The 25,513-nt window shown below is 44.2% G+C and carries 29 protein-coding genes, 1 pseudogene and 3 riboswitches; of the genes and pseudogenes, 10 read left to right on the plus strand and 20 right to left on the minus strand.

All coding sequences use genetic code 11. From position 1 onward, the window contains the following. Positions 1-54 precede the first annotated feature (54 nt). Positions 55-1,074, minus strand: a complete 1,020-nt coding sequence (locus V1499_RS22290) for a BMP family protein (RefSeq protein ID WP_409272680.1) — start codon at positions 1,072-1,074, stop codon at positions 55-57. A 256-nt stretch (positions 1,075-1,330) separates the two neighbouring features. On the opposite strand from V1499_RS22290, the gene V1499_RS22295 reads away from it, so the two are divergent. The 4 genes and pseudogenes from V1499_RS22295 to V1499_RS22310 all read left to right on the plus strand — a co-directional run bounded on the left by V1499_RS22295 (position 1,331) and on the right by V1499_RS22310 (position 3,878). Beyond that, complete coding sequence (locus V1499_RS22295; protein ID WP_409272681.1) at positions 1,331-2,047, plus strand: Crp/Fnr family transcriptional regulator; 717 nt, start codon at positions 1,331-1,333, stop codon at positions 2,045-2,047. 180 nt (positions 2,048-2,227) lie between these two features. Next, positions 2,228-2,932, plus strand: a complete 705-nt coding sequence (gene deoD / locus V1499_RS22300; protein ID WP_409272683.1) for a purine-nucleoside phosphorylase — start codon at positions 2,228-2,230, stop codon at positions 2,930-2,932. 303 nt (positions 2,933-3,235) lie between these two features. Further along, positions 3,236-3,337 (plus strand): annotated as a pseudogene (locus tag V1499_RS22305) (ABC transporter ATP-binding protein); the annotation flags it as partial. A gap of 1 nt (position 3,338) precedes the next feature. After that, positions 3,339-3,878, plus strand: a complete 540-nt coding sequence (locus V1499_RS22310) for an ABC transporter permease subunit (RefSeq protein WP_409272684.1) — start codon at positions 3,339-3,341, stop codon at positions 3,876-3,878. Between the two features lie 65 nt (positions 3,879-3,943). Here the strand turns inward: V1499_RS22310 and V1499_RS22315 are convergent, their stop codons facing one another. From V1499_RS22315 to V1499_RS22395, 17 genes are all read right to left on the minus strand, one after another. Then, complete coding sequence (locus tag V1499_RS22315) at positions 3,944-4,282, minus strand: helix-turn-helix domain-containing protein (RefSeq protein WP_409272685.1); 339 nt, start codon at positions 4,280-4,282, stop codon at positions 3,944-3,946. 19 nt (positions 4,283-4,301) lie between these two features. Then, on the minus strand, positions 4,302-5,234 hold the full coding sequence (locus tag V1499_RS22320; protein ID WP_409272687.1) for an ImmA/IrrE family metallo-endopeptidase: 933 nt from the start codon (positions 5,232-5,234) through the stop codon (positions 4,302-4,304). Positions 5,235-5,672: 438 nt separating this feature from the next. After that, positions 5,673-5,756, plus strand: a riboswitch (cyclic di-GMP riboswitch). A gap of 72 nt (positions 5,757-5,828) precedes the next feature. After that, positions 5,829-6,755, minus strand: coding sequence for an HD-GYP domain-containing protein (locus V1499_RS22325; protein WP_409272688.1), 927 nt, complete (start codon positions 6,753-6,755; stop codon positions 5,829-5,831). Between the two features lie 104 nt (positions 6,756-6,859). Further along, a complete protein-coding gene (locus tag V1499_RS22330; RefSeq protein WP_409272690.1) occupies positions 6,860-7,291 on the minus strand; it encodes a hypothetical protein in 432 nt (143 codons plus the stop codon). A gap of 66 nt (positions 7,292-7,357) precedes the next feature. Continuing rightward, positions 7,358-7,446: riboswitch (cyclic di-GMP riboswitch) on the minus strand. Between the two features lie 111 nt (positions 7,447-7,557). Continuing rightward, positions 7,558-8,298 carry an amino acid ABC transporter ATP-binding protein gene (locus V1499_RS22335; RefSeq protein ID WP_409272692.1) on the minus strand — a complete coding sequence of 247 codons (741 nt, stop codon included), beginning with the start codon at positions 8,296-8,298 and terminating at the stop codon, positions 7,558-7,560. Between the two features lie 24 nt (positions 8,299-8,322). Continuing rightward, positions 8,323-9,057 (minus strand): amino acid ABC transporter permease, encoded by a 735-nt coding sequence (locus V1499_RS22340; protein ID WP_409272694.1) that lies wholly within the window; start codon positions 9,055-9,057, stop codon positions 8,323-8,325. Positions 9,058-9,129: 72 nt separating this feature from the next. After that, on the minus strand, positions 9,130-9,975 hold the full coding sequence (locus tag V1499_RS22345; RefSeq protein ID WP_409272696.1) for a transporter substrate-binding domain-containing protein: 846 nt from the start codon (positions 9,973-9,975) through the stop codon (positions 9,130-9,132). A gap of 106 nt (positions 9,976-10,081) precedes the next feature. Continuing rightward, positions 10,082-10,263: riboswitch (Lysine riboswitch) on the minus strand. A gap of 199 nt (positions 10,264-10,462) precedes the next feature. Next, the gene (locus V1499_RS22350; RefSeq protein WP_409272697.1) at positions 10,463-11,929 is read right to left on the minus strand and encodes a glycoside hydrolase family 32 protein; all 1,467 of its coding nucleotides are present in this window, start codon (positions 11,927-11,929) and stop codon (positions 10,463-10,465) included. 91 nt (positions 11,930-12,020) lie between these two features. Then, entirely contained in the window at positions 12,021-13,427 is a 1,407-nt protein-coding gene (locus V1499_RS22355) for a sucrose-specific PTS transporter subunit IIBC (RefSeq protein ID WP_409272698.1), read from the minus strand. A 258-nt stretch (positions 13,428-13,685) separates the two neighbouring features. After that, a complete protein-coding gene (locus V1499_RS22360; RefSeq protein ID WP_409272700.1) occupies positions 13,686-14,195 on the minus strand; it encodes a hypothetical protein in 510 nt (169 codons plus the stop codon). Positions 14,196-14,223: 28 nt separating this feature from the next. After that, positions 14,224-14,679: an Hsp20/alpha crystallin family protein gene (locus tag V1499_RS22365; RefSeq protein ID WP_409272701.1), complete on the minus strand. Its 456-nt coding sequence runs from the start codon at positions 14,677-14,679 to the stop codon at positions 14,224-14,226. A gap of 46 nt (positions 14,680-14,725) precedes the next feature. Further along, positions 14,726-15,193, minus strand: a complete 468-nt coding sequence (locus tag V1499_RS22370) for an Hsp20/alpha crystallin family protein (RefSeq protein ID WP_409272703.1) — start codon at positions 15,191-15,193, stop codon at positions 14,726-14,728. A 12-nt stretch (positions 15,194-15,205) separates the two neighbouring features. Then, positions 15,206-15,448: a spore germination protein gene (locus V1499_RS22375; protein WP_409272705.1), complete on the minus strand. Its 243-nt coding sequence runs from the start codon at positions 15,446-15,448 to the stop codon at positions 15,206-15,208. Between the two features lie 27 nt (positions 15,449-15,475). Further along, the gene (locus tag V1499_RS22380; RefSeq protein WP_059171704.1) at positions 15,476-15,718 is read right to left on the minus strand and encodes a spore germination protein; all 243 of its coding nucleotides are present in this window, start codon (positions 15,716-15,718) and stop codon (positions 15,476-15,478) included. 68 nt (positions 15,719-15,786) lie between these two features. Next, positions 15,787-16,005, minus strand: a complete 219-nt coding sequence (locus tag V1499_RS22385) for a spore germination protein (RefSeq protein ID WP_409272706.1) — start codon at positions 16,003-16,005, stop codon at positions 15,787-15,789. Positions 16,006-16,245: 240 nt separating this feature from the next. After that, the gene (locus V1499_RS22390; protein ID WP_409272708.1) at positions 16,246-17,274 is read right to left on the minus strand and encodes a YeiH family protein; all 1,029 of its coding nucleotides are present in this window, start codon (positions 17,272-17,274) and stop codon (positions 16,246-16,248) included. A 187-nt stretch (positions 17,275-17,461) separates the two neighbouring features. Further along, positions 17,462-18,319, minus strand: coding sequence for a lysostaphin resistance A-like protein (locus tag V1499_RS22395; RefSeq protein ID WP_409272709.1), 858 nt, complete (start codon positions 18,317-18,319; stop codon positions 17,462-17,464). A 146-nt stretch (positions 18,320-18,465) separates the two neighbouring features. Here V1499_RS22395 and V1499_RS22400 point away from each other — a divergent pair, with 146 nt between their 5' ends. Together V1499_RS22400 and V1499_RS22405 are read left to right on the plus strand one after the other, a co-directional pair. Beyond that, on the plus strand, positions 18,466-19,794 hold the full coding sequence (locus tag V1499_RS22400) for an MFS transporter (protein ID WP_409272711.1): 1,329 nt from the start codon (positions 18,466-18,468) through the stop codon (positions 19,792-19,794). 164 nt (positions 19,795-19,958) lie between these two features. After that, entirely contained in the window at positions 19,959-21,197 is a 1,239-nt protein-coding gene (locus tag V1499_RS22405) for an MFS transporter (protein ID WP_409272713.1), read from the plus strand. 69 nt (positions 21,198-21,266) lie between these two features. Here V1499_RS22405 and V1499_RS22410 read toward each other — a convergent pair whose 3' ends face one another. Next, positions 21,267-21,644, minus strand: a complete 378-nt coding sequence (locus tag V1499_RS22410; protein ID WP_409272715.1) for a hypothetical protein — start codon at positions 21,642-21,644, stop codon at positions 21,267-21,269. Between the two features lie 322 nt (positions 21,645-21,966). On the opposite strand from V1499_RS22410, the gene rluF reads away from it, so the two are divergent. From rluF to V1499_RS22425, 3 genes are all read left to right on the plus strand, one after another. Then, positions 21,967-22,674: a 23S rRNA pseudouridine(2604) synthase RluF gene (gene rluF / locus V1499_RS22415; RefSeq protein ID WP_409272717.1), complete on the plus strand. Its 708-nt coding sequence runs from the start codon at positions 21,967-21,969 to the stop codon at positions 22,672-22,674. Positions 22,675-23,017: 343 nt separating this feature from the next. Further along, entirely contained in the window at positions 23,018-23,887 is an 870-nt protein-coding gene (locus V1499_RS22420; RefSeq protein ID WP_409272719.1) for a helix-turn-helix domain-containing protein, read from the plus strand. Positions 23,888-23,934: 47 nt separating this feature from the next. Next, on the plus strand, positions 23,935-24,312 hold the full coding sequence (locus V1499_RS22425) for a VOC family protein (RefSeq protein WP_409272721.1): 378 nt from the start codon (positions 23,935-23,937) through the stop codon (positions 24,310-24,312). A 46-nt stretch (positions 24,313-24,358) separates the two neighbouring features. Here the strand turns inward: V1499_RS22425 and V1499_RS22430 are convergent, their stop codons facing one another. Further along, positions 24,359-24,697, minus strand: a complete 339-nt coding sequence (locus V1499_RS22430) for a zinc ribbon domain-containing protein YjdM (protein ID WP_409272723.1) — start codon at positions 24,695-24,697, stop codon at positions 24,359-24,361. Positions 24,698-25,055: 358 nt separating this feature from the next. Here V1499_RS22430 and V1499_RS22435 point away from each other — a divergent pair, with 358 nt between their 5' ends. Then, on the plus strand, positions 25,056-25,496 hold the full coding sequence (locus V1499_RS22435) for a YtoQ family protein (RefSeq protein ID WP_409272725.1): 441 nt from the start codon (positions 25,056-25,058) through the stop codon (positions 25,494-25,496). Positions 25,497-25,513: the final 17 nt, after the last annotated feature.

A 25,513-nucleotide genomic window follows, 5' to 3' on the forward strand; every position in this document is an offset into this window, starting at 1 on the left:
TCCCAAAAAATGTCCGTCCCCTAACGAATTCATTGCTAAGGGACGGAGCGATACTTATTCTGTCGGTACGACGATGTCACCATTAATGATTTTCTGGCGGTATTCTTCAACTTTATCAAGAACTTCTGGCGCTACATTTTTCTTCGATGTCGGCGCGATATCGACACCGTTTTCCTTCAAGCCCATCAATGTAACTTTTCCGCCAGGGAAATTCCCTTCAGCAAGGGCCATCGATACGCTGTAAACGGCTTCGTCAACCTTTTTAATCATAGAAGTAAGGGTAATGTCATCTCCGAATGTCAATGACTGGTCTTTATCGACACCGATTACCCATACATTTTCGCCCTTGCTCTTACGTTCTTTCGCTTCGTTGAATACGCCATTTCCTGTCAGGCCGGCCGCGTGGAAAATAATATCCGCGCCGTCGTTGTAAATCGTTGAAGCTGCGGATTTACCCATATCAACACGATTGAATAAACCAGTATAGTTCACAATTAGCTTTGCTTCCGGGTTCACTGCCTTAATCCCTTCCCTGAATCCAGCTTCGAATCGCTTGATAACAGGAATATCCATTCCGCCGACAAAACCGATTTTGTTTGTTTTTGTTGTCAGCCCTGCAATAACCCCTACGAGGAACGCGCCTTCTTGCTCCTTAAAGGAAACAGCGGCAACACTCGGCAAGACCAAATCCGAATCAACAATCCCAAACTTGGCATCCGGATTTTCATTCGCCAGTTGGGAAACCGCGTCGGCGAGTGTAAAGGCCGTCGCCCAGGTCAAATCATAATTACCTTTTACAAACTGCAGTAGGTTTGGCATTACATCAGCATCTGTCTTAGGCTCAAGGTACTTTACTTCAAATCCATGGTCCTTATTAAGTTTCTGAAGCGCTTCCCATGCACTTTGGTTAAATGACTTGTCATTTACGCTTCCAAGGTCGGTTACCATCCCGATCCTTAATTTGTCCTCTCCGTCATTTCCGCCCTTGTTGCCCGCATTGTTTTGTCCGCAAGCTGTTAGAAGAAGGGACAGGATAATCATAACTGGGATTGCGATTTTTCCGAATTTCTTCATGGATGATTCCCTCCAAAATTTTTTTTACTATATTTTAAATCCTACTAATGAAACCACTTTCATTTAAGCGTATGGCTCATTCCTTCTGCGTTGTCACTATTCGTAAACATCTTGTTCATCTCCCTCTTGAATCAAGTAGCCTCATCAGAGTCGTCCAATTCTGATATAATGTTTTTTTGAAAAACATTATTACTTCATTTAACTGCCAGATGAGTAAGGCAGAAGGCTACTCTTAAAATAGAAAGGATTTGCACAGATGATAAACAACCTCTCGGATTTTCCAATATTCTCTGGCCTTCCAGAAGATGCAATCCAAGACATAATGCCTTTGCTGAAGGAGCGGCAGTTTAAAAAGAACCACATCCTTATGTTTGAAAATGATGAAAGCGATGAAGTTTACCTGATCCGTTCCGGTATGCTTAAGGTATACCGCCTCCATGATGGCAAGGAAATTGTTCTCAGCATTGCAATGCCAGGGGAAATCATTGGTGAAGTTGAAGCGCTTTCCAACGATTCATACAGGATTTCCTCCGTTGAAGCGCTTGAACCAGTAACGACCTGGCAAATCAGAAAGCAGGATTTTCTCGAAATCGCCGAAACATATCCATCTGTCTTCCGCAAAGCCTATATGATTCTTGTTGAACGGATCCGCATTCTCAACAGGCTTGTCCGCTACTTGACTTTCTATGATGTAAGGACAAAAGTTGCGAATTTAATCATCGATTTTTATTTCAACTTAGGCCGGCAGACTGATAACGGTTACAAAATTGAAATGAAAATCAATCAAACCCTGCTAGCGAATATGCTCGGAGTGACAAGGGAATCGGTTTCAAAAACTCTTACAGAATTCCAGGATGAAAAAATAATCGACATCCGCGAGAAGTACTTTTACATAGTGGATATGAAAAAGCTTGAGTCACTCTGCGAGGAAACCGAAGAAATCCATACCCTCCGAAAATGGTATAAACTATAGCCTGCTGTGAAGATACTATACCAGTGAAAGCGCTTATTTTCCGTTAGCGCCTTAACGGTTATTTTGTTAACTGGTTCACAGTTTTTGCGCCAGACCCTTAACAGATAAAAAATTCGCTGTATGGTAAGATTTTCAGCGAATGAAACCGTTTTCCAATTCGATATTATGGAGGGAAATGTAATGAGTCTTCACATTGAAGCAAAAGCAGGAGAAATAGCCGAGTCCGTATTGCTGCCGGGGGATCCACTGCGCGCGAAATATATTGCCGAAACATTCCTGGAGAATGCGGTCTGCTACAACAACGTACGTGGAATGCTTGGTTTTACAGGTACTTATAAAGGAAACCGCGTTTCCGTCCAGGGAACTGGAATGGGCATGCCATCCGCAATGATTTACATCCAGGAGCTCATCGAAGGCTACGGGGCAAAAAACTTGATCAGGATTGGGACATGCGGAGCCATCCAGGAAGAGGTAAAGATCCGCGATGTCATCGTCGCACAGGCAGCGGCAACCAATTCCAACATCATCCGCAACAGCTTCCCGGGTTATGATTTCCCGCAGATTGCAAACTTCGATTTGTTGAAAAAAGCCTATGATACAGGCACAGAAAAAGGCTTGAAGCTTCGCGTGGGCAATGTTTTGTCTTCCGACCTTTTCTATACTGACCGCCAGGATGAATTTGTCCGCCTTGGAAAACACGGAGTTTTGGCAGTAGAAATGGAAGCCGCAGGCCTCTACTACCTTGGCGCAAAATTCGGCGTAAAGGCACTTACACTTCTGACAGTCAGCGACCATATCCTGACTGGCGAACAAACATCCGCACAAGAGCGCCAGACAACATTCAACGACATGATTGAAGTCGCGCTTGAAACAGTCCGTGGTTAAATCTCTTTCATAAAAACAGGAAGCCAGCGTCCCGGTGCCGGCTTCCTGTTTTTTTATACTTCAAGAACGTTTTAGCTTAAGTTCCCAACGTAGACAGTCTTGATAACCTCCATCAGGACAGTTTCATCTTAGATTCCTACCTAAAGCAGTCCTGATAACCTCCGTCAGGACCGTTTCATCCTAAACATCTCAAAATGGTCTTGAGATCATCACTACAGAACCTAATTGTTTTCTTTTCCATAAATACCCTCCAGTTCCCAAAAGTACTATAATGAAAGGGATCAATTCACCGGGGGTGCCAACATGCTGGCCATTCAAAACCTGACAAAACGATTTAAAAACGGGAGAGGGATTTTCAATGTCTCTTTTGAGGTGAAAAAAGGCGAGGTTTTCGGTTTTTTAGGTGATGCTTCCCACACAGCTGGTGGCCAAACTCGTCGACCACGGGTCAATGGCCTACCTTCTCGCTACTCCGACTACAAGGGGCAAAATCGCGTTTACCCAGGCACTTGTCCTCATAACAGGGATTGTGCTGATTATGGCCCTTACCACCATTTCTGGGTTCACGGGCTTTTATTTATTCATTGAGGATGCCAGCGCCTTCCATACCGCCCGCTTCCTTCAGCTAAATATCGGGGCCTTTCTTCTTTTCTTTGCGGTTGGCGGGATTTCCTTCCTGATATCTTCCCTTTCGAACGATAGAAAAAAATCTTTAGGGATATCAGGGGCGATCGCAATAGGCTTTTTTAGCCTTGACCTGGTTGGTAAAATTAGCGAAAAAATTGACTGTCTCCGGAACATGACCATTTATTCTTTGTACGCCCCTTCCGACATTGTGAGCGGCACCGCAAAGCTTGGACTATCGTGGGCGCTTCTTGCCGTAATTGGAACGTTTGCCTATTTTGCGGGTATATATGTTTTTAAAAAAAGAGATCTTCCACTGTAACAAAAAACGCCAGCCCATCAATTCAGGGGGCTGGCGCTACTATTATCCGTTCCACTATTGTTTACTTAATTAAACAGCTTTGAAAAGATAGCCTTCAGCGATTTCCCTTTCTTGTAGTAAATTTCATCGCGTACCTTCTCGTTAATCGACTGCCAGAGCATGATTTCAACATCGGAGAGCGGCTGGGTCTGTTCCTCTTTAATAAATGCCGCGAAATAATCAAGAGGCACTCCATAGAATCTCGAAATATCCGCCATGATTTCAAAAGAAACAGATTTCCGGTCACCTTTTTCCAACATGCTTATATACTGAAGCGTGATCCCCGTTCCATTTGCAACATCTTCAAGCCTCAGGTTTTTTTCAAGTCGTAATCTTCTTAGTTCCTGTCCTAATGGCGTAGTCATATTTGTCTCTCCCTCTCCCCTAATCGACTTCGATTCTATGTTTAAGCGTTACTATACAGTACCAGCTGATGGCCGCTTCGAAAAAAGTTATAATCATTTCTTCTGTCTTTATTGGAAACTTGAATCTTCTCATATTGAAGTGGAGCAACTCGTGTATAATCGTTTGCAGCTGCTCCGGGTAATCCAATTTCTCATCGATGGCGATCATTTTTTTCTCGAAGTAACATATACCTTTTATTTCTCCTAAATCCATAAAGTAGAACTCGACTTTATACTTTTTTGAAAATTTTTCCGTTATCATGTCAATATGCGCCTGGTTGATTCCGATAAATTTCTTATGCAGGAACCCAATGAATGTGTAATAGGAAAGAAAAAGAATGAGTACGAGATTAATTTCGAGATGGTCGTAAAAAGCGAGAATTGGGAAAACAATCCCCGCCTCAAACAACATTGGCCCAAACCGATCCAGGAAAAGCTTTGTAGTTGCAGCCCCGGTTTCAAGATACACATATACATATTTCAGCAGGACACTTAGGAATAGCATAAATAAAGACGTTAAATAACGGGCCTGGTAATCCATATCGGAATAGCCATTATACAATTCGTTGCAGACTATGATTATAATGGTATAGATCGACAATAATGATAGGATAGATTGAAGCCGGCCCCTTTTCTGAAGAAGGAGGGACATTATGCTATCAACCAAGAGATAAATAAATCCATATACGACCGAAAATCGATCAAATACAATCAGCGACAAAATGACATTGAAAAATGAGTACCCAAAACCGGAAAAAACCTTCAAATTGACTTGATCAAACACGACCATAATACAGAGGAATAAAAGAATGCCCCACTCAAGTTCGGTGGGAATCGTTATGAAAGCGTTCGTTAATAGCAGCGCGGGTATAAGAAAAACAAGACTGACATGTTTCCGGATAAAGCTTCTCATGGTGCTTCACCTGTTTTCCTAATAATAGTTTTCCTACTTCCTTCCATCTTACTTGAAAAAAACAGTTTTTTTAATCATTATTTTTCTACATACACACGGTTTTTGGCGTAATTTGTCTATTAAAAAAGGTATAATTTAACTATCGTTTACTATATACTTTGATTAAATAAGGGCAGCGATTGCCCTTGTTTACTTTCTTCCTCCTAGATATACACAATCCATTGCCAGCGCTAACCTTGTTAGTGCTCTTTTTTTGTTTTTTTCCATGCCAAATCCGGAAGTGATTTGTCGAGATTTTAGCAATAATGTCGGCTGGAAACGATTCACATTAAACTATAGTTTAATTTATATTACACTATAACAGATGTTCGATATAAAAGAATTTCCACTCAATAAATCGAATCTCTGTTTTCGGTTTGTCTGTACATGGTACCGACCGGCATTGGGGGAAGCGTTGAAGTAAAGCCTGTACGTGGGCACTTGGGTAATATGGAGCCAATAGTGTAACCGGCCCTTTAGAAACAAATCATACTCTAAGGGGAGAGGAATTTTCCAGTAATGTAAAAAGGAATCAATCGTCATCGATTGATTCCTTTATTTTACCTCCAGCATTTCACTGTGGAGGCGCCCTTCTTCTTTTAAAATCTCAACAAACGCTTCAACGACTTTCCTATCATAATGGGTATCAGCCATGCTGATTAGCTCATTGACAGCATACTGGACATCATAGGCTTTGCGGTAGGCCCGATCTTCGGTCATGGCATCAAATGAATCGCTTACCGCAATGATTCGTGCTTCCAAAAGGATATCATCCCCTTTTAAGCCATGGGGATACCCGCTCCCATTCAGCCGCTCATGATGTTGTTCGATAATCATGGGGATATCTTCATAATAGAGGTCTTTCACCATTTCCGCCCCATCGCCCGGGTGCCGTTTAATATAGGCAAACTCCTCGTCCGTTAACTTATCAGGTTTATTTAATATTTCCATAGGTATATTAATCTTTCCTATATCATGCAATATCGAAGCAATATATAAGCTTTCTAGCTTATCTTTTGGAAACATAAGCTTTTTGGCAATTTTCACGGCATACTCTGAAACCCGTTCACTATGTTCTACGGTATGGTGGTCTTTCCTCTCAACTTCTTCAACAATCTTTTTTAACCTTGTGAGGCTTTCGCTTAGTTGATAAAAAGTTGGCTCCGTTATCATCCATAGATAAGAAACATCTGTCAGGGTAGAGAAGTGGACGGGCTCATCCAAATCAACAGCTTTGTAGTAATCACCTGGCCCAAGTTTTATCTTTTCACCATCAATTTCACAAATCATTTCACCTTGAAGGATATAGAAAAATTCCATAACATTCGGGGTTTCACTCGGATAAACATAAAAAAGGTTGTCTTTTGAAATCGTTTGGATCATACATTCCATACCGCCGCCGTGGGCAAGCAATCCAATATCAAAGGTTCCAAGAGAAACCCGCTCTAAAACTTCTCCCTTTTTTCCAATAGAAAAACCCATACATAGACCCTCCCAGCTAGGCGAAAAGAAAAACGAGCCTATTTTAGACTCGTTGGCTTAATTAAATCATATAACATTCAGACTATTGCTTCAATGAATTATTTTTAAGGCAAAATTTTTACTACCCGAACTGGGTCAATCCACACCTCTCTATCGGCAAAACGGACAAGCACCCAGCTGCATTCGGCAATTACTCCGTATTCCGCGGCCTTCGCAATCGTTTTATCCGACATTTTCAGCGTTTCCTTATAAATATCCGAAATGATTTTATCTAACTTTTCATTGTATTTTTGCGTTAGTTTTTCATGCGTTTCAGTGTTGCCTTCTTGAAGTTTTCCAATATCCACAAGATACTGAGCTTGCAGCTTGTCTGCCTTTTCTACTGCTTTTTCAACCTTTTCGTAAATTTCGATATTGGTCTTTTCAATCAAACTAACCGCTTTGGCTACATCTTTCTCTTCATTCGCGAAAGCCGGTGAGCCCAATCCCAAAATCAGAACAGCCGTGAAAAAAATTGATAATACCTTTTGCAACATCCCCACTCCCTCCAACTGTTTAGAAAGTCCAACAAAAAAGACCCAATTATAGAAGAGGGACTTGTTTAATGCAACTGGCTGGCATGGCAGGACTCCTGCTTTAGCCCCTTTAGCTTTGCGTTCTTATCTTTTCAGATAAGTTGCCCCTGGGTCTATTTTAGTATATACCATAATTATACAAGGACTTTATAACTATTAGCAACTATTATCCAAATTTTTTGAATTTTTTTCTAGAACAATAGGAGAAAAGGCCTAAGGATGTCGATTTAGTACTGTTTTAATGTCCTTTTCAGGAATTCCCTTGTCCGTTCCTGGGTTGGATTGCTGAAGATTTGCTCAGGGCTGCCTTCCTCGGCGATAACCCCTTTATCCATAAAGACTACGCGATCGGAAACTTCACGGGCAAATTCCATTTCGTGTGTAACAATCAGCATCGTCAACCCTGATTCTGCAAGGTCTTTCATAACTTTTAGAACTTCGCCGACCATTTCAGGGTCAAGCGCGGAAGTTGGCTCGTCGAACAGCATGACATCCGGTTCCATTGACAAGGCCCTTGCAATCGCTACCCTCTGCTTTTGCCCACCGGACAATTGATGTGGTTTGGCATTAATGTATTTATCCATGCCGACCACTTTTAAATAGTTCATGGCGACTTTTTCTGCTTCTTCCTTTGAGCGCTTAAGCACCTTTACTTGCCCGACCACACAGTTTCCGAGGACGTTGTGGTTGTTGAACAAATTGAACTGCTGGAACACCATGCCTAGCTTCCTTCTGTAAAGGAACAGGTCATGCTTGTCATCAAGAATGTTTTCGCCTTTGTAAATGATTTGGCCGCCGCTCGGCATTTCCAATAGGTTTACACAGCGAAGGAGCGTCGACTTGCCGGATCCGGATGAACCGATAATACTCACGACTTCCCCTTTATTGACTGAAAAATTAATGTCCTTTAACACTTCATGGTTTCCAAAGGACTTATTTAAATGCTGGATATCAATAACTTTTTCCATACGTTCTCCTCCTTTCTGCAGTTATTATCTTGCAGGCTGGATATCCTCGCCGACAACCGTGTAGCTATCCGGCCCTTCAATTTTCTTTTCAAAATAACGAAGGATTTTCGTTACAGCAAAGGTCATGATAAAATAAAGGACACACGCCACAAAGAATGACTCGAAATAACGGAAATTGTTGCCCGCTACCGATTTTGTCAGGAAGTACAATTCCGATACCGAGATAACGTTAAGGACGGATGTATCCTTAATATTGATTACAAATTGGTTCCCTGTTGCAGGCAAAATGTTTCGGACAACCTGCGGCAAAACGACGTTGACCATCGTCTGGATATGGTTCATCCCAATAGCCTGGGCAGCCTCGAACTGGCCCTTATCAATCGAAATGATCCCGCCGCGGACAATTTCGGCCATATAGGCCCCTGTATTAATCGAAACAACAATAAGTGCTGCCATCATTACATTCATATTAATGTCAAATGCTAATGCGGAGCCGTAATAAATGACCATTGCCTGGACAATCATTGGCGTACCGCGGAAAAATTCAATATATGCTGATAAAAGAAAATTAACGATTGCCAATACAATTTTTTTAAGTCCCCGTTCTGGAACAGGAATCGTCCGGATGATGCCGGCAATCAAGCCGATAACAGCCCCGGCAATTGTTCCAATGAGTGCGATCCATAACGTCGTGCCCGCCCCGCGGAGGAACATCTCCCAGTTTTCCGATACGATTTTTACAATCCATTCAATGCTCATGCCTCTCCTCCTCCATATCATCATGAAACCGGCTGTATACAAGACACAGCCGGTTTCCACCGAAATCTATCTTTATTCTGCCGCCGGCTGGTTCTTGATTGCTTCATCCATGATGCTTGTTTGTTCTTCTTCGGAAATGCCGCTCAGGATTTCATTGATTTTGTCCGTTAGACCGCTTCCCTTTTTAAGTCCGACAGCAATCGCCGTGTCATCCTCGGATGTTTTGAATCCATCCTCGAATTCGACCATCACAAAGTTTTCGTTCGCGGCTGAAGCACTCACCGCTTCAGGGCGCTCGGAAACGTATCCATCAATGATGCCCGATTGAAGTGCGACCCTCATTGCCGGGAAGTTATCCATCGCTGTCGCTTTCTTGACGCCTTCGATCTGGTCAATGACGGAGTAATGGAATGTATTCAGCTGCGCGGTTACCTTCGCACCTTTGAAATCGTTAATTGATTTCGCTCCTTCATACTTGCTTCCTTTTTTCACAACCATTACGAGATTCGATTTATAGTAGTTATCCGAAAAGTCGATTGTTTTTTTACGTTCTTCCGTTGGTGACATCCCTGCGATAATCGCATCGATTTTGCCGGAAGTCAATGCCGGTACAAGGCCATCCCATTCTGTTTTGACAATGACCAGTTCCTTGCCGAGGCCATCGGCGATTCTCTTGGCAATTTCCACATCATAGCCGCCAGCGTATTCAGATGATCCAGAAATTTTGACAGCTCCATTTGAATCGTCTTTTTGCGACCAGTTAAAAGGCGCGTAGCCGGCCTCAAGCCCTACTTTGAAAGTATCCTTTTCTTCCTTGCCATTCGAACCCGATTTTGAACTGTCTGTACCTCCGCAACCGGCCAATACGAGGATTGCGGTAAGCAATACTGCCAGAAATAATGTACCCCTTTTTTTCACCCTTAACTTCCCCTTTCATTTTTAATGAATGAATACACCAAAAAGCGGCCTGAGATAAACTCAGGCCGCAACATGTATAGTTTGCGCCCAAATCCTCTCTTTACCCCAATGAGATAGCACAACTCAATAAACCGGGCAGTTCATTGAGACAGTCCTGCAATTATTCACTGCAGGCCCAGCAGGCAATACTGAGTATATGGCCCACTTCGGCGGTATTTCCTTCTCCCTAGTCTCGATGCTTCTCAGGCTCCACTAAAGACTGTTAAATACCGCGCCTCTACCCCACTGTGAAAGTGAGGTGGTTCTATTAAATTATATACAAATTAGACTATAACATTCCGACAAATCTGTCAACCTAATTTCTGCCTAAAAGCCTATATCCTGATTCCATATGAGGATTCATTTGGAAATAAGATAGCCTTAAATGGAGTGAAGGGGAATGTAGTCAATCAGGGCTTCCCTAAAACATAGAATTCTATTCATATCTTTAAGATTTGTACCGCTGAATCTTCAGCCTATCCAAATCCCACTTTACAAGGCAGAAGCTAGCCTTTCCATAAAAGACAATTGTTTCGTCCTCCATCTTGGGGAAATAACGTGCTGTAAATACTTCTTCGCCTTCGTTTACGAAGATTTCCAATGAAGAATGATCCATGTAAATCCTTAGCTGTGTTAGGTCCGAGATCGCGCATGTTCTTCTTTCCGGTTCGCCTGTTTTAAAATTTTTCCTTATTAGGCTAATCTCCGGTTTATCGGAATCGTAAAATAGTTCGGCCTCGCTTCTAAACCGGATACGGAACCCACCATTCTTCACTTTAAGGCTATCTAACAGCAATTCAACTGATTTTCCCACGACCCCATTGAATTGAGTTGCCTTTCCGGCAAGTTCGACATTCTGGTATTCCACTCTTTCTTTTCGCAGCAAAGAGAGCTCATAAATTGGCCGCTGATAAACCTTATCGCCGTGAAGTCTTAACTCCCGGGGGATGGTCAGTGCATGGACCCAACGGTTGAGTAGAGTCGGGTGGGACGATTCATTCTCATCAGTGATCCCCATCCAGGCGTAAAGGATGGTTCTCCCCTTATCATCAACAAATGTTTGCGGCGCATAGAAATCAAACCCACGGTCAAGCTCGGTAAATGGGCCATGCTTGAATTGGGCCGATTCATAATCCAGTGTTCCGACAAAGTAGCCCGATTGGAACAAGTTATTGTAAAAGTGGCCGCTTGGATCCAATCCTTGGGGCGACACAAGCAAAACATCCTTCCCGTCCAGACGGATCAGGTCCGGGCACTCCCACATATAACCGAAGTCCGCCAGGCCATTCATCCCTTCTCCCGCAATCTGTCCCGATTCCCTCCAGCTTTGCAGGTCATCTGAGGAAAACAGGACCACGGCCCCGTTCCCATTCACGGTTTGGGCACCGATGACCATATACCAGCGGCCGTTTTTCCACCAAACCTTTGGATCCCGGAAATGGGCCGTATACCCCTCCGGGAGCTTGATGATTGGGCCCTTTTTTTCAAAATGGATGCCATCCCGGGACACCGCCACACATTGATACGTCTCCCGCGTCCCATCGTCCAGTTTGACATTCCCGGTATAAAAAAGATACAGTTTTCCTTCCCACTCAACCCCACTGCCAGAATAGCAGCCATTCCGCTCATACCACTCACTCGGGGCGAGGGCAATCGGCTCTTCACGCCAGTGAATCATATTCCTTGATGAATAATGCCCCCAGAATTTCGCCCCATGAGCCGTATCAAAAGGGTTCCACTGGTAAAACACATGGTATGTACCCTTGTACTGGACAAGTCCGTTCGGGTCATTCAACAATCCGACCGGAGGCATAAGGTGGTAATTCAGCCGGTACGGGTCCGTATCCACCTGCTCTTTGTATTTATCAACTTCCTCATACGCTTTCTGGACGAGGAGAGTTTCCTTATCAGTCATCAGCAAACCTCCTTGTGTCATTTACATCCCCATTTTTGCATTGCCTTCTTTTTAAAAAAGGAGGCAAGTAACGCCCTGCCTCCTGTGAATCTTACTGATGTTCGATTTCCTTCTTAACTTTATCCGAGTATCCAAACATCCAGGTGAGCGCGAAAGCGACCGCAATCGCCACGAGGTTGACGAGGATGTACGGCAGGATTTGCCCATTTAAATAGAGGAGCGCCCCCGGGATAACCGTAACCGCCATTCCCGTACCTTTCAAGCCAAGGATTGACGCCAAAAATCCCCCGGCCGCGCCGCCAATGAGCCCCATGATAAACGGCTTGCCGTAACGGAGATTAACCCCGAAAATCGCCGGCTCAGTGATTCCCAATAAAGCCGACAGCGAGGATGGGTATGCCAGTGCTTTCAATTTTGCTGCTTTGGTCTTGAGGCCAACCGCAAGGGCAGCGCCGCCCTGTGCCGCAACCGAGCAAGTTACGATTGCGTTATATGGATTGCTGTTATAGTTGGCAAGCAACTGGATTTCAAGCATATTGAAAACATGATGAACCCCGGTAATGACAATAATTTGGTTAAGGCCTCCTATCAGCAGGCCACTAATTCCAAACGGCCAGGAAAGGACATCTGTTGCCACTGATAAAATACCTTGTTCAACGGTGTGGAAAATCGGTCCAATAACGAGCAATGAAAGCGAAATCATTACGAGAAGGGTGATGAATGGAGTAACAATAAGATCAAGTGTTTCAGGAACACGCTTCCTTACCGCCCTTTCCAGCTTTGCCCCGATAATCCCCGCGATGAAAGCAGGCAAAACCGACCCCTGATACCCAACAACAGGGATGAATCCGAAGAATTGGAGCGGTTCAACGTCACCGCCGGCTACCCCCCACGCATTTGGCAATGACGGGCTGACAAGCATCAAACCTAACACAAGCCCAATAATCGGCGTCCCGCCAAATACCCTGAATGTCGACCATGCTACAAGTGCTGGAAGGAAAATAAAGGCGGTATCAGTCAAGATTTGCGTAAATAATAGGAAATTTTGCGGTACATGGTCGGGTGTTATGCCAAAGAGCGCGAGAATTTCTTCCTGCATGACGAGGCCCCGGACCCCCATAAACAACCCAGTGGCCACGAGGACAGGAATAATCGGCACAAACACATCGCCGAACGTCCGAATTGCCCGTTGGAACCTGGACCCCGACTTGATTGCATCCTTCTTCTGATCGGAAGCAGATTTTGTTTCCAGCCCAAACTGGGATACCTCTTCATAAATGCGGTTGACTGTCCCTGTTCCAAAAATTACCTGGTACTGGCCTGAATTAAAAAAGGCCCCCTTTACTTTATCAATCTCCTCAACTCTTTCCTGATCAATTTTTTCCTTGTCGTTCACCATAATTCGCAGGCGGGTTGCACAATGGGCAACCGAATGGATGTTTTCCCTGCCACCAACGGCTTCAATCAGGTCTTCCGCAATTTTGCGATTTTCCGACATTTTATTCCCCCCTATTTTGTTACTTATGAATTCAATATCACAACAGCAGACAAATTAAACACTTTCTTCTAAAGATTAGACACCGCTTTGTTCACATTACGCTATTACTTCACGTTACCGCCGGACATCCTTCTTCAAAAGAATATGTACGCAAAAAAAATAACCCGGCTCTTATGAACCGGGAAAAATAGCCTTTATGGTTATTGGCCCTTTGCTGCCACTTACAAAAACAAAATGCTGATGCACCTTCATCAGCATTTATCGGGAACCATCCTTGTTCCCTTTTCCCTTCATTTCGTCCATCTTTTGCTTATACTTTTCCTTTAGTTCCTCATACTCGCCCTTCATTTCCGCTCCTGCTTCTTCAAGGCCTGCCTTTTCGTATGTCGTTCCGATGTTTAGATGGCCGCTTAGCTCTTTAATGCCAATAGTCCCCAGGTTGTTTGCCTGGTCAAATTTTTCAATGAACAGTTTATCAACCTTGATTTCTTGAAAAATAACAGGAGGCACGCCCCCCGAATTTCCTTTGCCGCCGCAAGCAGAATCCTCCAGATACCGTTCATGGATCGCCCCGCTTTCAGTGTACATTTTTTCCAAATCAGAAACACGGTTCTCAAGTTTCGAAATGTGCCGAGCAAACTGATTCAACATTTGATAGATTGGCGCCATTTCCGCATTGACTGTTTTTTGGATGTAAAGGAAGAGCTTTTTTTCAAGATGGTCGGTACCTTCCGTCTTTCTTTCCTGTTCCGATTTTTTAAAAGGCATAACCTGGCCCCCACCCAACTTTATAAAATCAGCGGATTAAGATGGTTTCTTCCCTTACATACCTTCTTGGATACGTAATAATCAGGAGCCCATTTTCGAACCTTGCATGAATGTCCTTGCTTTCGGTAGGCTCCGGAAGGTCAATAATCCTTTGGAACTCTCCGTATTTCCGTTCGGTTTGTACGGTGACCCCATTAATCATCGGCGCCTGGAGAACCCCTTTTATTGTAAGCCTGCTGCCTGAAACCGATAATGCAATGTCCTCCCTTATTGCCCCCGGGATTTCGAGTAATAGAATAACATCCCTGTCCGTCAGGAAAATATCCGTATTCGGGTAACTTCCTTGTTTTTGTTTTGCTTGGCGTACAGGCTGGTCTTCCAAGGCATCCCCCGGGGGATTGTCTTCAAACACCATCTCCCAAAACCGCCCGTTTTGATACTGCTGGGTCATTTCGATCCATTGTTTAATTTTATCCATATCCATCCGTATGTCCCCCTTCTTTTAAAAAGAATGGTCCACCTGGAAAAGGCTACTCCATGGGCGGGACTGCGACTTCGGTAAATTGCGGGTCCATCCTCTTCTTCATTTTAATCTGCAGATAGTTATCCCGGTATTCGGAAACCGAATCCTTCATTTTTACCATCGATGGCAATGTAAGGACATGCCTCGATTCCGGGGTAGGCAGCCCTTCAATAATCAATTGATTGGTATTATGGTAGATTTTTAAATTCGAAAGCTGCTCGGCATTCTTGATATACATTCTTACGTAGACATGGTCGTGGCTTTCAAAGGTGGTCACCTGAAATGATTCTATTGGATTTGTTTGCATGGCCTCTTCCCGCTCCGCATGCAGGATGTCCGCCATTTCAACATGCTTCATTGAGGATGTAATGGACTTTTGCACCATGTCCTCCACAAATTTTGTAATGTCATTATTCACGAATGACTGGTTCAGCCACTTTGGCAGCCCGCCTTTAAAAAACGGAAAAGGAAGCATAACAGTCCTCCTCTAAAATTGATTGCTTATAGGCAATGATGGATTGGCGATTTGATCCTGGTCGCTTATATCGGGGTCAATGTTGTTTGCCCCCATGAACGATGTCGTTGGCGACAAGTCACCCAGGGATATGTTCGCTCCAACGTACTTCGCGTTGGCAGTATGACTATTATGAATAACCGCCCCTACATCAAGGTTCCCGTTTGTCGTTATTCCGTTCGTTTTCATGCTGAATATATTTATGAAATAAGGCATTGTGTACTCCTTTCAAAAAAATACGCATCAATACTGGTTGGCATTTACGTTTGCTGGATTTGCAACATCCCCTTGATCGTTCACATCCGGATCGATGAATACATTTTCCATACCGGATGTGGTTGGAGAAAGATCGCCATAAGAGGAGTTGACCCCTTGCGATTTCGTGTTGGCGGTAGGCGAATTGTGAAGGGCGTCACCTATGTTCAGGGAGCCATTATTGGATATATTGTTTATTTTTATGCTGTATATATTGATATTCGTGGGCATGCTCTCTCCTCCCAACATGGCGTTGGTTATATATATGCCCAGGTTCTCCAATTGGTTAAAAGAACGTTCTACTCCGCTTCCCCGCCGGTTTGCCCCGTATTGATGTCAATCGCTTTTGTTTGGTTCTCGATCTCAATTACGTTTGAAAAATCGCCAAAAGCCAAGGAGGCTCCCGCTATTTTAAAGTTAGAAGTATGGCTGTTTTGGACGGTAGAACCAATGTTGATGTTTCCGTTCTGGGCAATAATATTCGTTTTAATCCTGTGGACAATAGCTATATTTTTCAAGGGTTCACATCCTAAAAGACAATTTGGTTTGGAATACTATATGCCAATGCCCTTTCTGTTGTTAGTAGGGATACCTGTCCGCCTTGCTTATCGAAAATAGTACTGGTTAGCCGAATAGTAACAGGGGTTTGGCCTCTTCGAATGCCTGCAAGACCGAAACCAGTCCTCATATGAACGAAATTACCACTTTTTCTTCTCAAAAATGAAAAAAACAAGCCAGCATCCCTGGCTTGTCCCTTCTTAATTCAAATGAAAGAAATGTACGAGCAAATACCCGAAAACCGCTAAAAGTACAGAACCTGCGAGCCCAGCCGCAAAAGCCTTCATACCCAGTTTCCGGAATGTCTTAATTTCGACATTCATCCCCAATGCAGCCATTGCCATCGCGATGAGCAAGTAAGCCGCGGTCACGATGTATCCTGCAACGGTTTCCGATACAATTCCTAGCGTATTAAAGCCGCTCATGGCCAGGAATCCCAGGATGAACCACGGAATGATTGACATCGGAATCGCTTTTTTTCCGCCTTCCTTTTCGCTTCGCTGCATGAAAAAGCCTATCGCCAGCGCAACCGGAACGAGCAGTGCGACACGTGTTAATTTTACGATAACTGCAAGATCAACCGCCTCATTCCCTCCGGCAGCTGCGGCTGCCACGACATGTGCAACTTCATGCAATGTCCCGCCGGAAAATACCCCATATCCTGTCGGGGTCAGGTTCAGAACCGTATATAAAAATGTATACGCAAGTGTAAATAAAGTACCCAAAATAGCTATAGTAGCTGCTGCGACAGCGGTTTCCTCTTCTTTTGCCTTCACTTGCGGAGATATGGCGACGATGGCAGCCGCTCCGCAAATCGCCGTTCCACAGGCGGTTAGGATGCCAAGCTTTTTTTCAACCCCGAACCACCGGCATAAACCATACACCACCAGCAGGGCGAAAACAATGTTCAGCGAAGCCAAAAGAAATACCTTTCCCCCTGCATTATAAATGTCCGCAAGGTTCAGTCTCATTCCTAGTAAAATAATTCCCAATCTGAGCAATTTTTTGTTCGTGAAGGTTATTCCAGGCTTCAATTCTCCCTTGTATCCAAATGCGGCCCTCCATGCCATTCCCAGTAGAATCGCAATCACAAGCTGGCCCATTATCGACAGAAACGATAATCCTGATAAAAACTTTGCGGCGAGCGCTATCAAAAGTGTAATCGCAAGCCCTTTTAAAAAGGCATTTGCCTTGTGTTGCTTCATTTGTTCCCTGTATGCCTTCCCCATCCTGTCACTTCCTGTTTCGTAAGTTTGTACACTTACACTTTATAGAAAGAATGAGTATTAGTAAATTACCATTTTAATAAGGGAGGAAGTACATGCGTATTTATGACATGTTAAAGACGTTTGTTAGCCTTGCGAAATTTGGAATTTTACAAAGGCCTCCGAAATAACTAGCAAGCGGCTGCCTTCGTTAATTTAGGCTGCTTTTTTCTTTTATATCGACTCCAGGCTTTCGAACAACAAGCCACCAGATGACCGCACTATAAAGAACCATTGCCGGGAGGCCCGCTTCAATCCCGAATGCGCCGCCAGTGACCCATATATGATCCGATTCAAAACGGGCACTGAGGAGAGACACCCCAGCTTCATTCGCTCCCTTCGTAAAGCCCACAATTCTTGGATTAAGAACGAAATTCCATAGGATATGCACCGCGGCTGCATTCCAAAGGTTTCCTGTCTTATGCATAATTAGCGAAAACAGAACCCCCGCGAGAGTACCAGCGAACAAAATTAGCAATGCATCGAGCAACCGCATGCTGCCAACCGTTAGGAGATGAAGGGCCCCGAACAAAACGGAGGTTGCGGCTATAGCTGCCAGTGCTCCCCATTTTCCTTTTATCAGTTTGAACAAATAGCCCCTGAATAGTACTTCCTCTATGATGCCTGCGGAGCATGAAACAATAAATGAACCAACCAGCAACGGCAAAACAGTTTTAATAGAAAGCTCCGTCTGAACTTCAAAAACAGAATATTGCGTTAGGAAATAAAATACGATTACTAAAAAAGGCATTCCAAGCCCAATTAAAATCCATTCTTTGTCCGTCTTAAATGGCAATTTGATACCAAAGCTGGCGTTCGCTCGTTTCAGTACCTTCTTCGTATACAGCCAAAACAAGCAAACAGTCACCAACAGCCGTAAACTTTCCTTCACAAGAATTCTGATTGTACCATTCCCTATTCCGTCCGTCAGCGGATTCACAAAAATTGCCGCGGCCAGGAATATCGACAAAAAGCCAATACAATGGATAAAAATTTTTCCCGACTTCATACCTTCAGCTCCTTCCCAAATAGTTAAGCAGCTAACCAGGATGTATATTATAATTTTATAATTAAAGAACCATTTTTTATCTAAGAAATTCTATAATGGCGAAAAAATGATTGCCTGAATTCGTTTGCCAGAAAGGCTGATAAAAATTGATCAATTCCAAACAACCCAAAAATGAAGGAACCCAATCAGCGTTGAGGAATACGTATATTGATTCACCAGAAAAACAACAGCGGCTTTATAAGAGGACCTTGCTGGTTGTCGTCATTTCACAAATTTTTGGCGGAGCGGGCCTTGCCGCGGGCATTGCGGTTGGAGCCCTGCTTGCCCAGGACATGCTAGGTACCGATCGTTACGCCGGTATCCCTTCCGCTCTGTTCACTCTTGGCTCTGCAGGTGCTGCTTTTCTGGTTGGAAGGCTCTCGCAGCGGTATGGGCGCCGGCTTGGGCTTTCAGCGGGATTCTTCGCCGGTGGCCTTGGCGCTGCGGGGGTAGTTGCCGCTGCTGTCACCAACAGTATTCTCCTGTTATTTCTCTCGCTGGTTATTTATGGATCAGGTTTTGCTACCAATCTATTGTCCCGCTATGCGGGTACGGACTTGGCCCACTCGAATCAGCGGGCAACTGCCGTCAGCACCGTCATGGTTTCAACAACCTTCGGGGTAATTGCTGGGCCGAACCTCATCCAGGCTATGAGCGGGATTGCCAAACTGGCCGGCATTCCACCTTTGGCTGGGCCATTCATCCTCTCGGCGGCGGCCTTCACGTTTGCGGGGCTTGTATTATTTATATTTCTTCGCCCGGATCCGCTCCTCTTGGCCAAAACAATCGAACCGCCAAAAAGCGAAACCACTGCCCATAGCAGCGCCACTTCTGCCAGGCAGCAAAGCAAAAAAGGGTTATTTATCGGGACAGCCGTTATGGTCATCAGCCACAGCGTCATGGTCGGAATCATGGCCATCACTCCTGTCCACATGGGTCATCATGGGCATGGACTCGGGAATGTCGGGCTGTTAATCAGCATACATGCGGGCTTCATGTATCTCCCGTCCCTTTTTACCGGCAAGCTCGTCGATAGGGCCGGCCGCAGTGCGATTGCCATCGCATCCGGGGTCACTTTGCTCGGAGCTGGACTTCTTGCCGCCTTTGCCCCTCCCGAATCGATGTTTCTGCTCACAACAGCCTTGGCTTTACTCGGACTCGGTTGGAACTTCGGCTTGGTTAGCGGCACTGCCCTCATCGTTGATTCAACAAACCGGGATACCCGCGCGAAAACGCAAGGATCTGTTGATGTCTTAATTTCGCTTGCTGGGGCTCTGGCCGGTGTAGGAGCCGGTTTGGCTGCGTCGCAATTAGGCTACAATATTCTTTCAATCGCAGGCGGTATCCTCTCCCTTATGCTCGTACCTGCGGCTATCTGGTTACGAACCGGTTCTGAATCCACATTGGAAAATAGTGCTACTGCAGTAAGCAAATAATTCTTCCAGCCTCATTTCGGCGGCGCGGTCTGCCTCGCGCATGTTGAAATGGGGTTTTCCTGTTTCGCATCCACCTGGGTTGTTTTTTCTAAAAAAGGGATATTTCCATTTTTCTAGAATATAACACTATGAATATATAGAAAACATAGGGGGATACACTTTTCATGGAAGTCGCCTATCAATCGGAAATAGAACCACAGCCAAAGCCTTCGCTTTGGAAGCAGCGGAACTTCCTTCTGCTTTGGACAAGCGGCCTTATTTGGTCGTTTGGTTTTCAATTTTACTATGTCGCCCTTCCTTTGCTTATTTACAAGCTGACCCAGTCCGCAAGCGCGATGTCCACAATGCGGGCAATCGAGTTCATCCCTAACATTGTATTTGGAATGATCATTGGCGTACTTGTTGACCGTTACAGCCGGAAAGGAGTCATGTTCTCCACGACACTCGTCCAGGTTTGCTGTATGCTTGCCCTCGTGCTCCTGCTTGCATCGGACCAATTGCAAATCTGGCATATGTACCTGATTGGTTTCATCATATCGACAGCCGGATATGCTTTCGGCAATGCGCAGCATTCGGCATTTCCGCAAATTTTCGGGAAAGAGCAGCTGACAGAAGCGAATTCCCACTTCTCATTCGCGAACACATTAATGAACATGATTGGCCCCGGAATCGCCGGAATGATGATCGCATGGCTTTCCTATGAAGCCAATTTCATCGTCTATTTGGTTTTATTATTGATTTCGCTCATTCTCGTCCAGCTTACGGCTATCCCTAAAACCACCATTCCGGTAAATCAGAAAGGGCAGTCTTCGATTCGCGGTGAAATGAAGGAAGGCTGGGACGAGCTTATCCAAAATAAGCTTTTGCTGGCGCCGACCATTATTATCCTATTGTTAAACTTCATTAATGGACTTGGAAACATTGTCGTGTTTTATGCTGTCGACCTTTTGCATGCGACGGAAGAACAGGTAGGCTTCATGCTGAGCATCGGAGCCGTCGGCGGCCTTTTAGGTGCCCTCGTTATGCCCCATTTGAAGAAACGGTTTCGAAGGGGGCAGCTTTTTCTTTATGCAATGTATTTCGTTCTTGCAGGGACACTGCTCCTCAATTTTGCCACTACATGGTGGCTTGTCGGAATATCGCAGTTCATAAGAACTTTCGCGGTAATCGTCATCAACGTCAACTACTTGAGCTTCCGCCAGGAATTTACGCCGAACCATCTTCTGGGTAGGGTTGCGGGTACATCATCAATGCTTATGAAACTCGCTTTGCCATTTGGATTGTTTATTTCCGGAATATGGGCAGAGGTTTGGAATGTCCCCAGCCTATTTGTCTGCTGCAGCATCCTCATGTTCCTGCTTTGTCTCGGAATGCGCGGTAACCCGATTGGCAACGTTAAGTAATAATGGCGGTCTATTTTTTATTAAAAAGGCAACCCCAACATATGGATGAGGTTGCCTTAAAACTTTCTTTTATTTAAAAAATAATTTATATGGTAAAAAGAGCGCTGCTACTGAAATGAGCAAAAAGATAATGTCTGGCATGAAAGTTCCAAACCCAATTATATGAAGGACAAAAAATAACGGATACACCCAGCAAACATACCAGGACCAACGAAGCCCTTTTCGAAAGGCATTTAATAAAATGGCAAAACCAAATAATGACATACCAAGAACCAATGATCCCCGCAGCTTTAATTCAATACCGGTTTCCGACTGGTCATTGGACAAGTAGGCATGTAAAACCGAACCTTCGCCAACTGGTCCATTTTCGCCTGAAAGACTTATAATTAACATTAAAATCTGAATGAGGAACAACAAAATCCAAGCCTTCGATTGCAGGAATTTCAATTAACACCACCCCTTCTATTAACGAAATATAAGTCATCCGCCTACTAGAATAATATTATTTCTCCTTTCAAGTTATGCAATGTAATTAGATTATTAAGTAGTACAGCTATTCTTGGGGTTCGCTGTCTCAAAAGGCCTGTCCAGGTTAAATGGTCCTCATTTTACCGATAGGAACTAAGGGCGACCCTTTAACGAAAGTTTATTTTTGATGGCTGCAGGTTAAAGAGAAAGAAGGTTAATTTTCACTGAATTTTGCGTTTCCAGTTGGTTTTATTGTATTTTAAAAGAAGCGAACTATTTCATTCAGAAGGATGGTATCACCTTGCGGCTTAATAAATTCATTAGCGACTCTGGTAAAACGTCGAGGCGCGGCGCTGATAAACTCATTGCGGATGGCAGAGTGACCATAAACGGAAAAATCGCCAAAATCGGCAGCCAGGTTAACCCAGGCGACGATGTCCGGGTGAACGGCGAACAAATCCGGATTGCCAGGAATCATGTTTATATTGCTTTAAATAAGCCAGTAGGCATTACAAGTACAACGGAAAAGAATGTAAAAGGCAATATCGTCGACCTGGTCAACCACCCGCTGCGAATTTTCAACATTGGCCGGCTTGATAAGGATTCGGAAGGGCTCATCCTCCTGACGAACGACGGCGATATCGTCAATGAAATTTTGCGTTCGGAAAATAGGCATGAGAAGGAGTACATTGTTTCCGTCGACAGGCCCATTACCCCAGAGTTTCTAAAAAACATGTCCGAAGGGGTCAGAATCCTCGGTACGAAAACTCTACCATGCAAAGTGGAACAGCTATCAAAATTTGATTTTAAAATCATTCTTACACAAGGGCTGAACCGCCAAATCCGTCGTATGTGCGAGGCTCTGGGATACGAAGTGTACCGGCTTCAGCGGATTCGGATTATGAATATTGAATTAGGGAACCTTCCTGTCGGACAATGGCGAGACCTAACCAAGAAAGAGAAAACACGCCTTTTTGCGGAATTGAATTACGAACCGCAGGAATGGTGAATGATTAGGGTTTGCACAGTGTGCGAACCCTTTTTTATGGGTTATACAATGAAAATAAAGTCATACGGGGCATGAAGATACTTTCATCCGGTTAGCGCATCCAAAACTGTTTTCATCGAGGACATGAAGACACTTTCAATCGATTTTCGCACCCGAAACTGTCTTCATCGGGGATATGAAGACACTCATACCCCACTTTCCCTTTCAAAACTGTCTTCATCCAGATCGATTGCCCTATAAATACAAGCATGTAACTAGTTATTTCCTCCAAACCATACTCGCTTAGCCAACCCTCATGGTATACTACTGTTATCTGAAAATTTCTACTTCTGGAGTCGATGCCATGGCGAAGGAACATTCAACAAACTTTGTTTTGCATGCAAAAAGCAACCAATTCAATTGGGAAGGCTCCGGGCAGCTTTCCATCAAAACCTTTTCCAATGGAAAGGCGCTATACAAGACGAATAAGGGTTTCTTTGCCGTTGAGGAAAAAAGGTACTTGCTCTTGAATGAAGGCGATTACACCATTTCGATTGACCAAAAGGAAGAAGTGGAATCTTTCTGCATTTTCTTCAGGGATGGCTTCGCGGGAGAAGTTTTGGGCGCAATGTCCGCCTCTTCAAACGCGCTGTTAACCGATCCGTTTAAGGATTCGGATTCGATTGGTTTTTTTGAAAAAACGTATCCCCTTGCGCCGAGCCTGGACAACCGGCTATCCGCGTTTAAGGAAAACCTGGCCATCCTTAAGGAGACTCCACTGGGTTATGAGGAGCAATTCCACCAGTTAATGCAATCTCTTCTTTTCGGACAGCTGAAAACCCTAAGAGAGGTTGAATCCTTGAAGGCTGTCCGAAGCTCGACCCGTGAGGAATTATACCGGAGAATCAGCATCGCCCATGAATACATACGATCGTTTTTTGATACGGCAATAAGTTTGGATGATATCGCCCGTACTTCCTGCATGTCGGCCAACCACCTTTTAAGAACATACATACAAATCTTTGGCAAGACTCCTTATCAGCACATATCCGAACTCAGGGTGGAAAAAGCAAAGCGGCTTTTAAAAAATCCCGGCCTGACCATCACAGACATAACATTTGAACTTGGCTTTACCAACCCGGTTTCATTCAGCAAAATGTTCAGGCAGCACACTGGACACTCACCACAACAATTCCGCAAAAAGGTGATTTTGGATAAGAATTATTCCTATTAATCGCTTATTCTTAAAATTGAACATGTACTTGAAGGGAGAAATTCACATTGGAAACAACTACAATTCAAAAAGTAGGACAAATCGGGGTACCAATCAAGGATATGGAGCGGGCGGTCGAGTTTTATAAAGAAAAACTTGGCCTGACGCTTCTTTTCACGGCAGGCAATCTGGCATTCTTTGATTGCGGAGGCTTGCGGCTCTTCCTTAGCCCTCCTGAAAATGAGGAGTTCGCTCATCCAGGCTCGGTTGTCTATTTTTCAGTCGAAAACATTAATGAATCCTATGATGTATTAAAAGGAAAGGGTGTTGAGTTCATTGACGAACCGCACCTTATCGCCAAAATGGGCCAAACGGAGACGTGGATGGCGTTTTTTAGGGATACAGAAGGCAATACCCATGCATTGATGAGCGAGTTTGAGGTTTAATTAGAAAGCAGGAGACCGGATGATGACGGGCTCCTGCTTTTTTGCCTTATATTTTTTTCACAAATTCGGATTTCAGTTTCATCGCACCGAAACCGTCAATTTTGCAATCGATATCGTGGTCCCCTTCAACAAGGCGGATATTTTTTACTTTCGTGCCTTGCTTCAGGACAGATGAGCTGCCTTTTACTTTAAGATCCTTGATGACTGTGACAGTGTCCCCGTCATTCAGGACATTCCCGTTTGCGTCTTTTACGACCTTAATATCTTCATTATTTTCGACGCTATCCGCTGTCCATTCATGCCCGCACTCCGGGCAAACAAACTGGATGCCGTCCTCGTATGTATATTCTGAATTACATTTAGGACAATTCGGTAAATTACTCATAAATACACTTCCTTCCAATGGCATTTTTGTAACAAATCCACCAATTAACCATTATACCATAAAGATTGTATCGTTCTTTGGAGAGTAATGCCAATGATCCCGCCAATTATCGGTATAACAATTACTAACCAGCCCATATTCATTCCAGTCCTCTCCATATCTAAATATCAATGAAACAAACACAGATTTCTTCTTTGGCATGTATTTAAAACATTTCGCATTTTTTCTGTTTTCATCTCTAAAGAAAATCCAGTTTTCTATCGTTCAAATAGAAAACGACACGGCAAGTAATTCCTTTGATAATTATCGCCCATTCTACTAGTATGAGAATAATACAACCTTTCCAGGAGGGATATGAATGGAACTGACCGTATATTTAGCCGGACAGATTCACGACAATTGGCGGGAAGAAGTGCAGAGGAAGGCGGAGGAAAAAAATCTTCCTTTGGCCTTTGTTGGTCCACAAACAAACCATGATAGATCGGATAACATCGGCGAGGATATTTTGGGGAAGCAGCCAGGAAGTGTCTATAAGGATGACGCCGCATCCGACATTAACAATTTCCGTACTCATGTTTTGATGCAAAAATCGGATATCGTCATTGCTCTTTTCGGTGAAAAATACAAGCAATGGAATACGGCGATGGACGCCAGCATGGCCATTGCGATGAATAAACCAACCATCATTGTCAGGCCTGAGTCGCTTATCCATCCGTTAAAAGAACTTTCCAACCGGGCAAATGTAACGGTTGAAACGATCGACCAGGCAATGGATGTTTTAAGCTATATTTTTGAATAGGCAAAAAGGGAAAGCGG

It is taken from the genome of Neobacillus oceani (genome assembly GCF_046237595.1).
In the GTDB taxonomy this organism is placed as follows: domain Bacteria; phylum Bacillota; class Bacilli; order Bacillales; family Cytobacillaceae; genus Bacillus_D; species Bacillus_D oceani.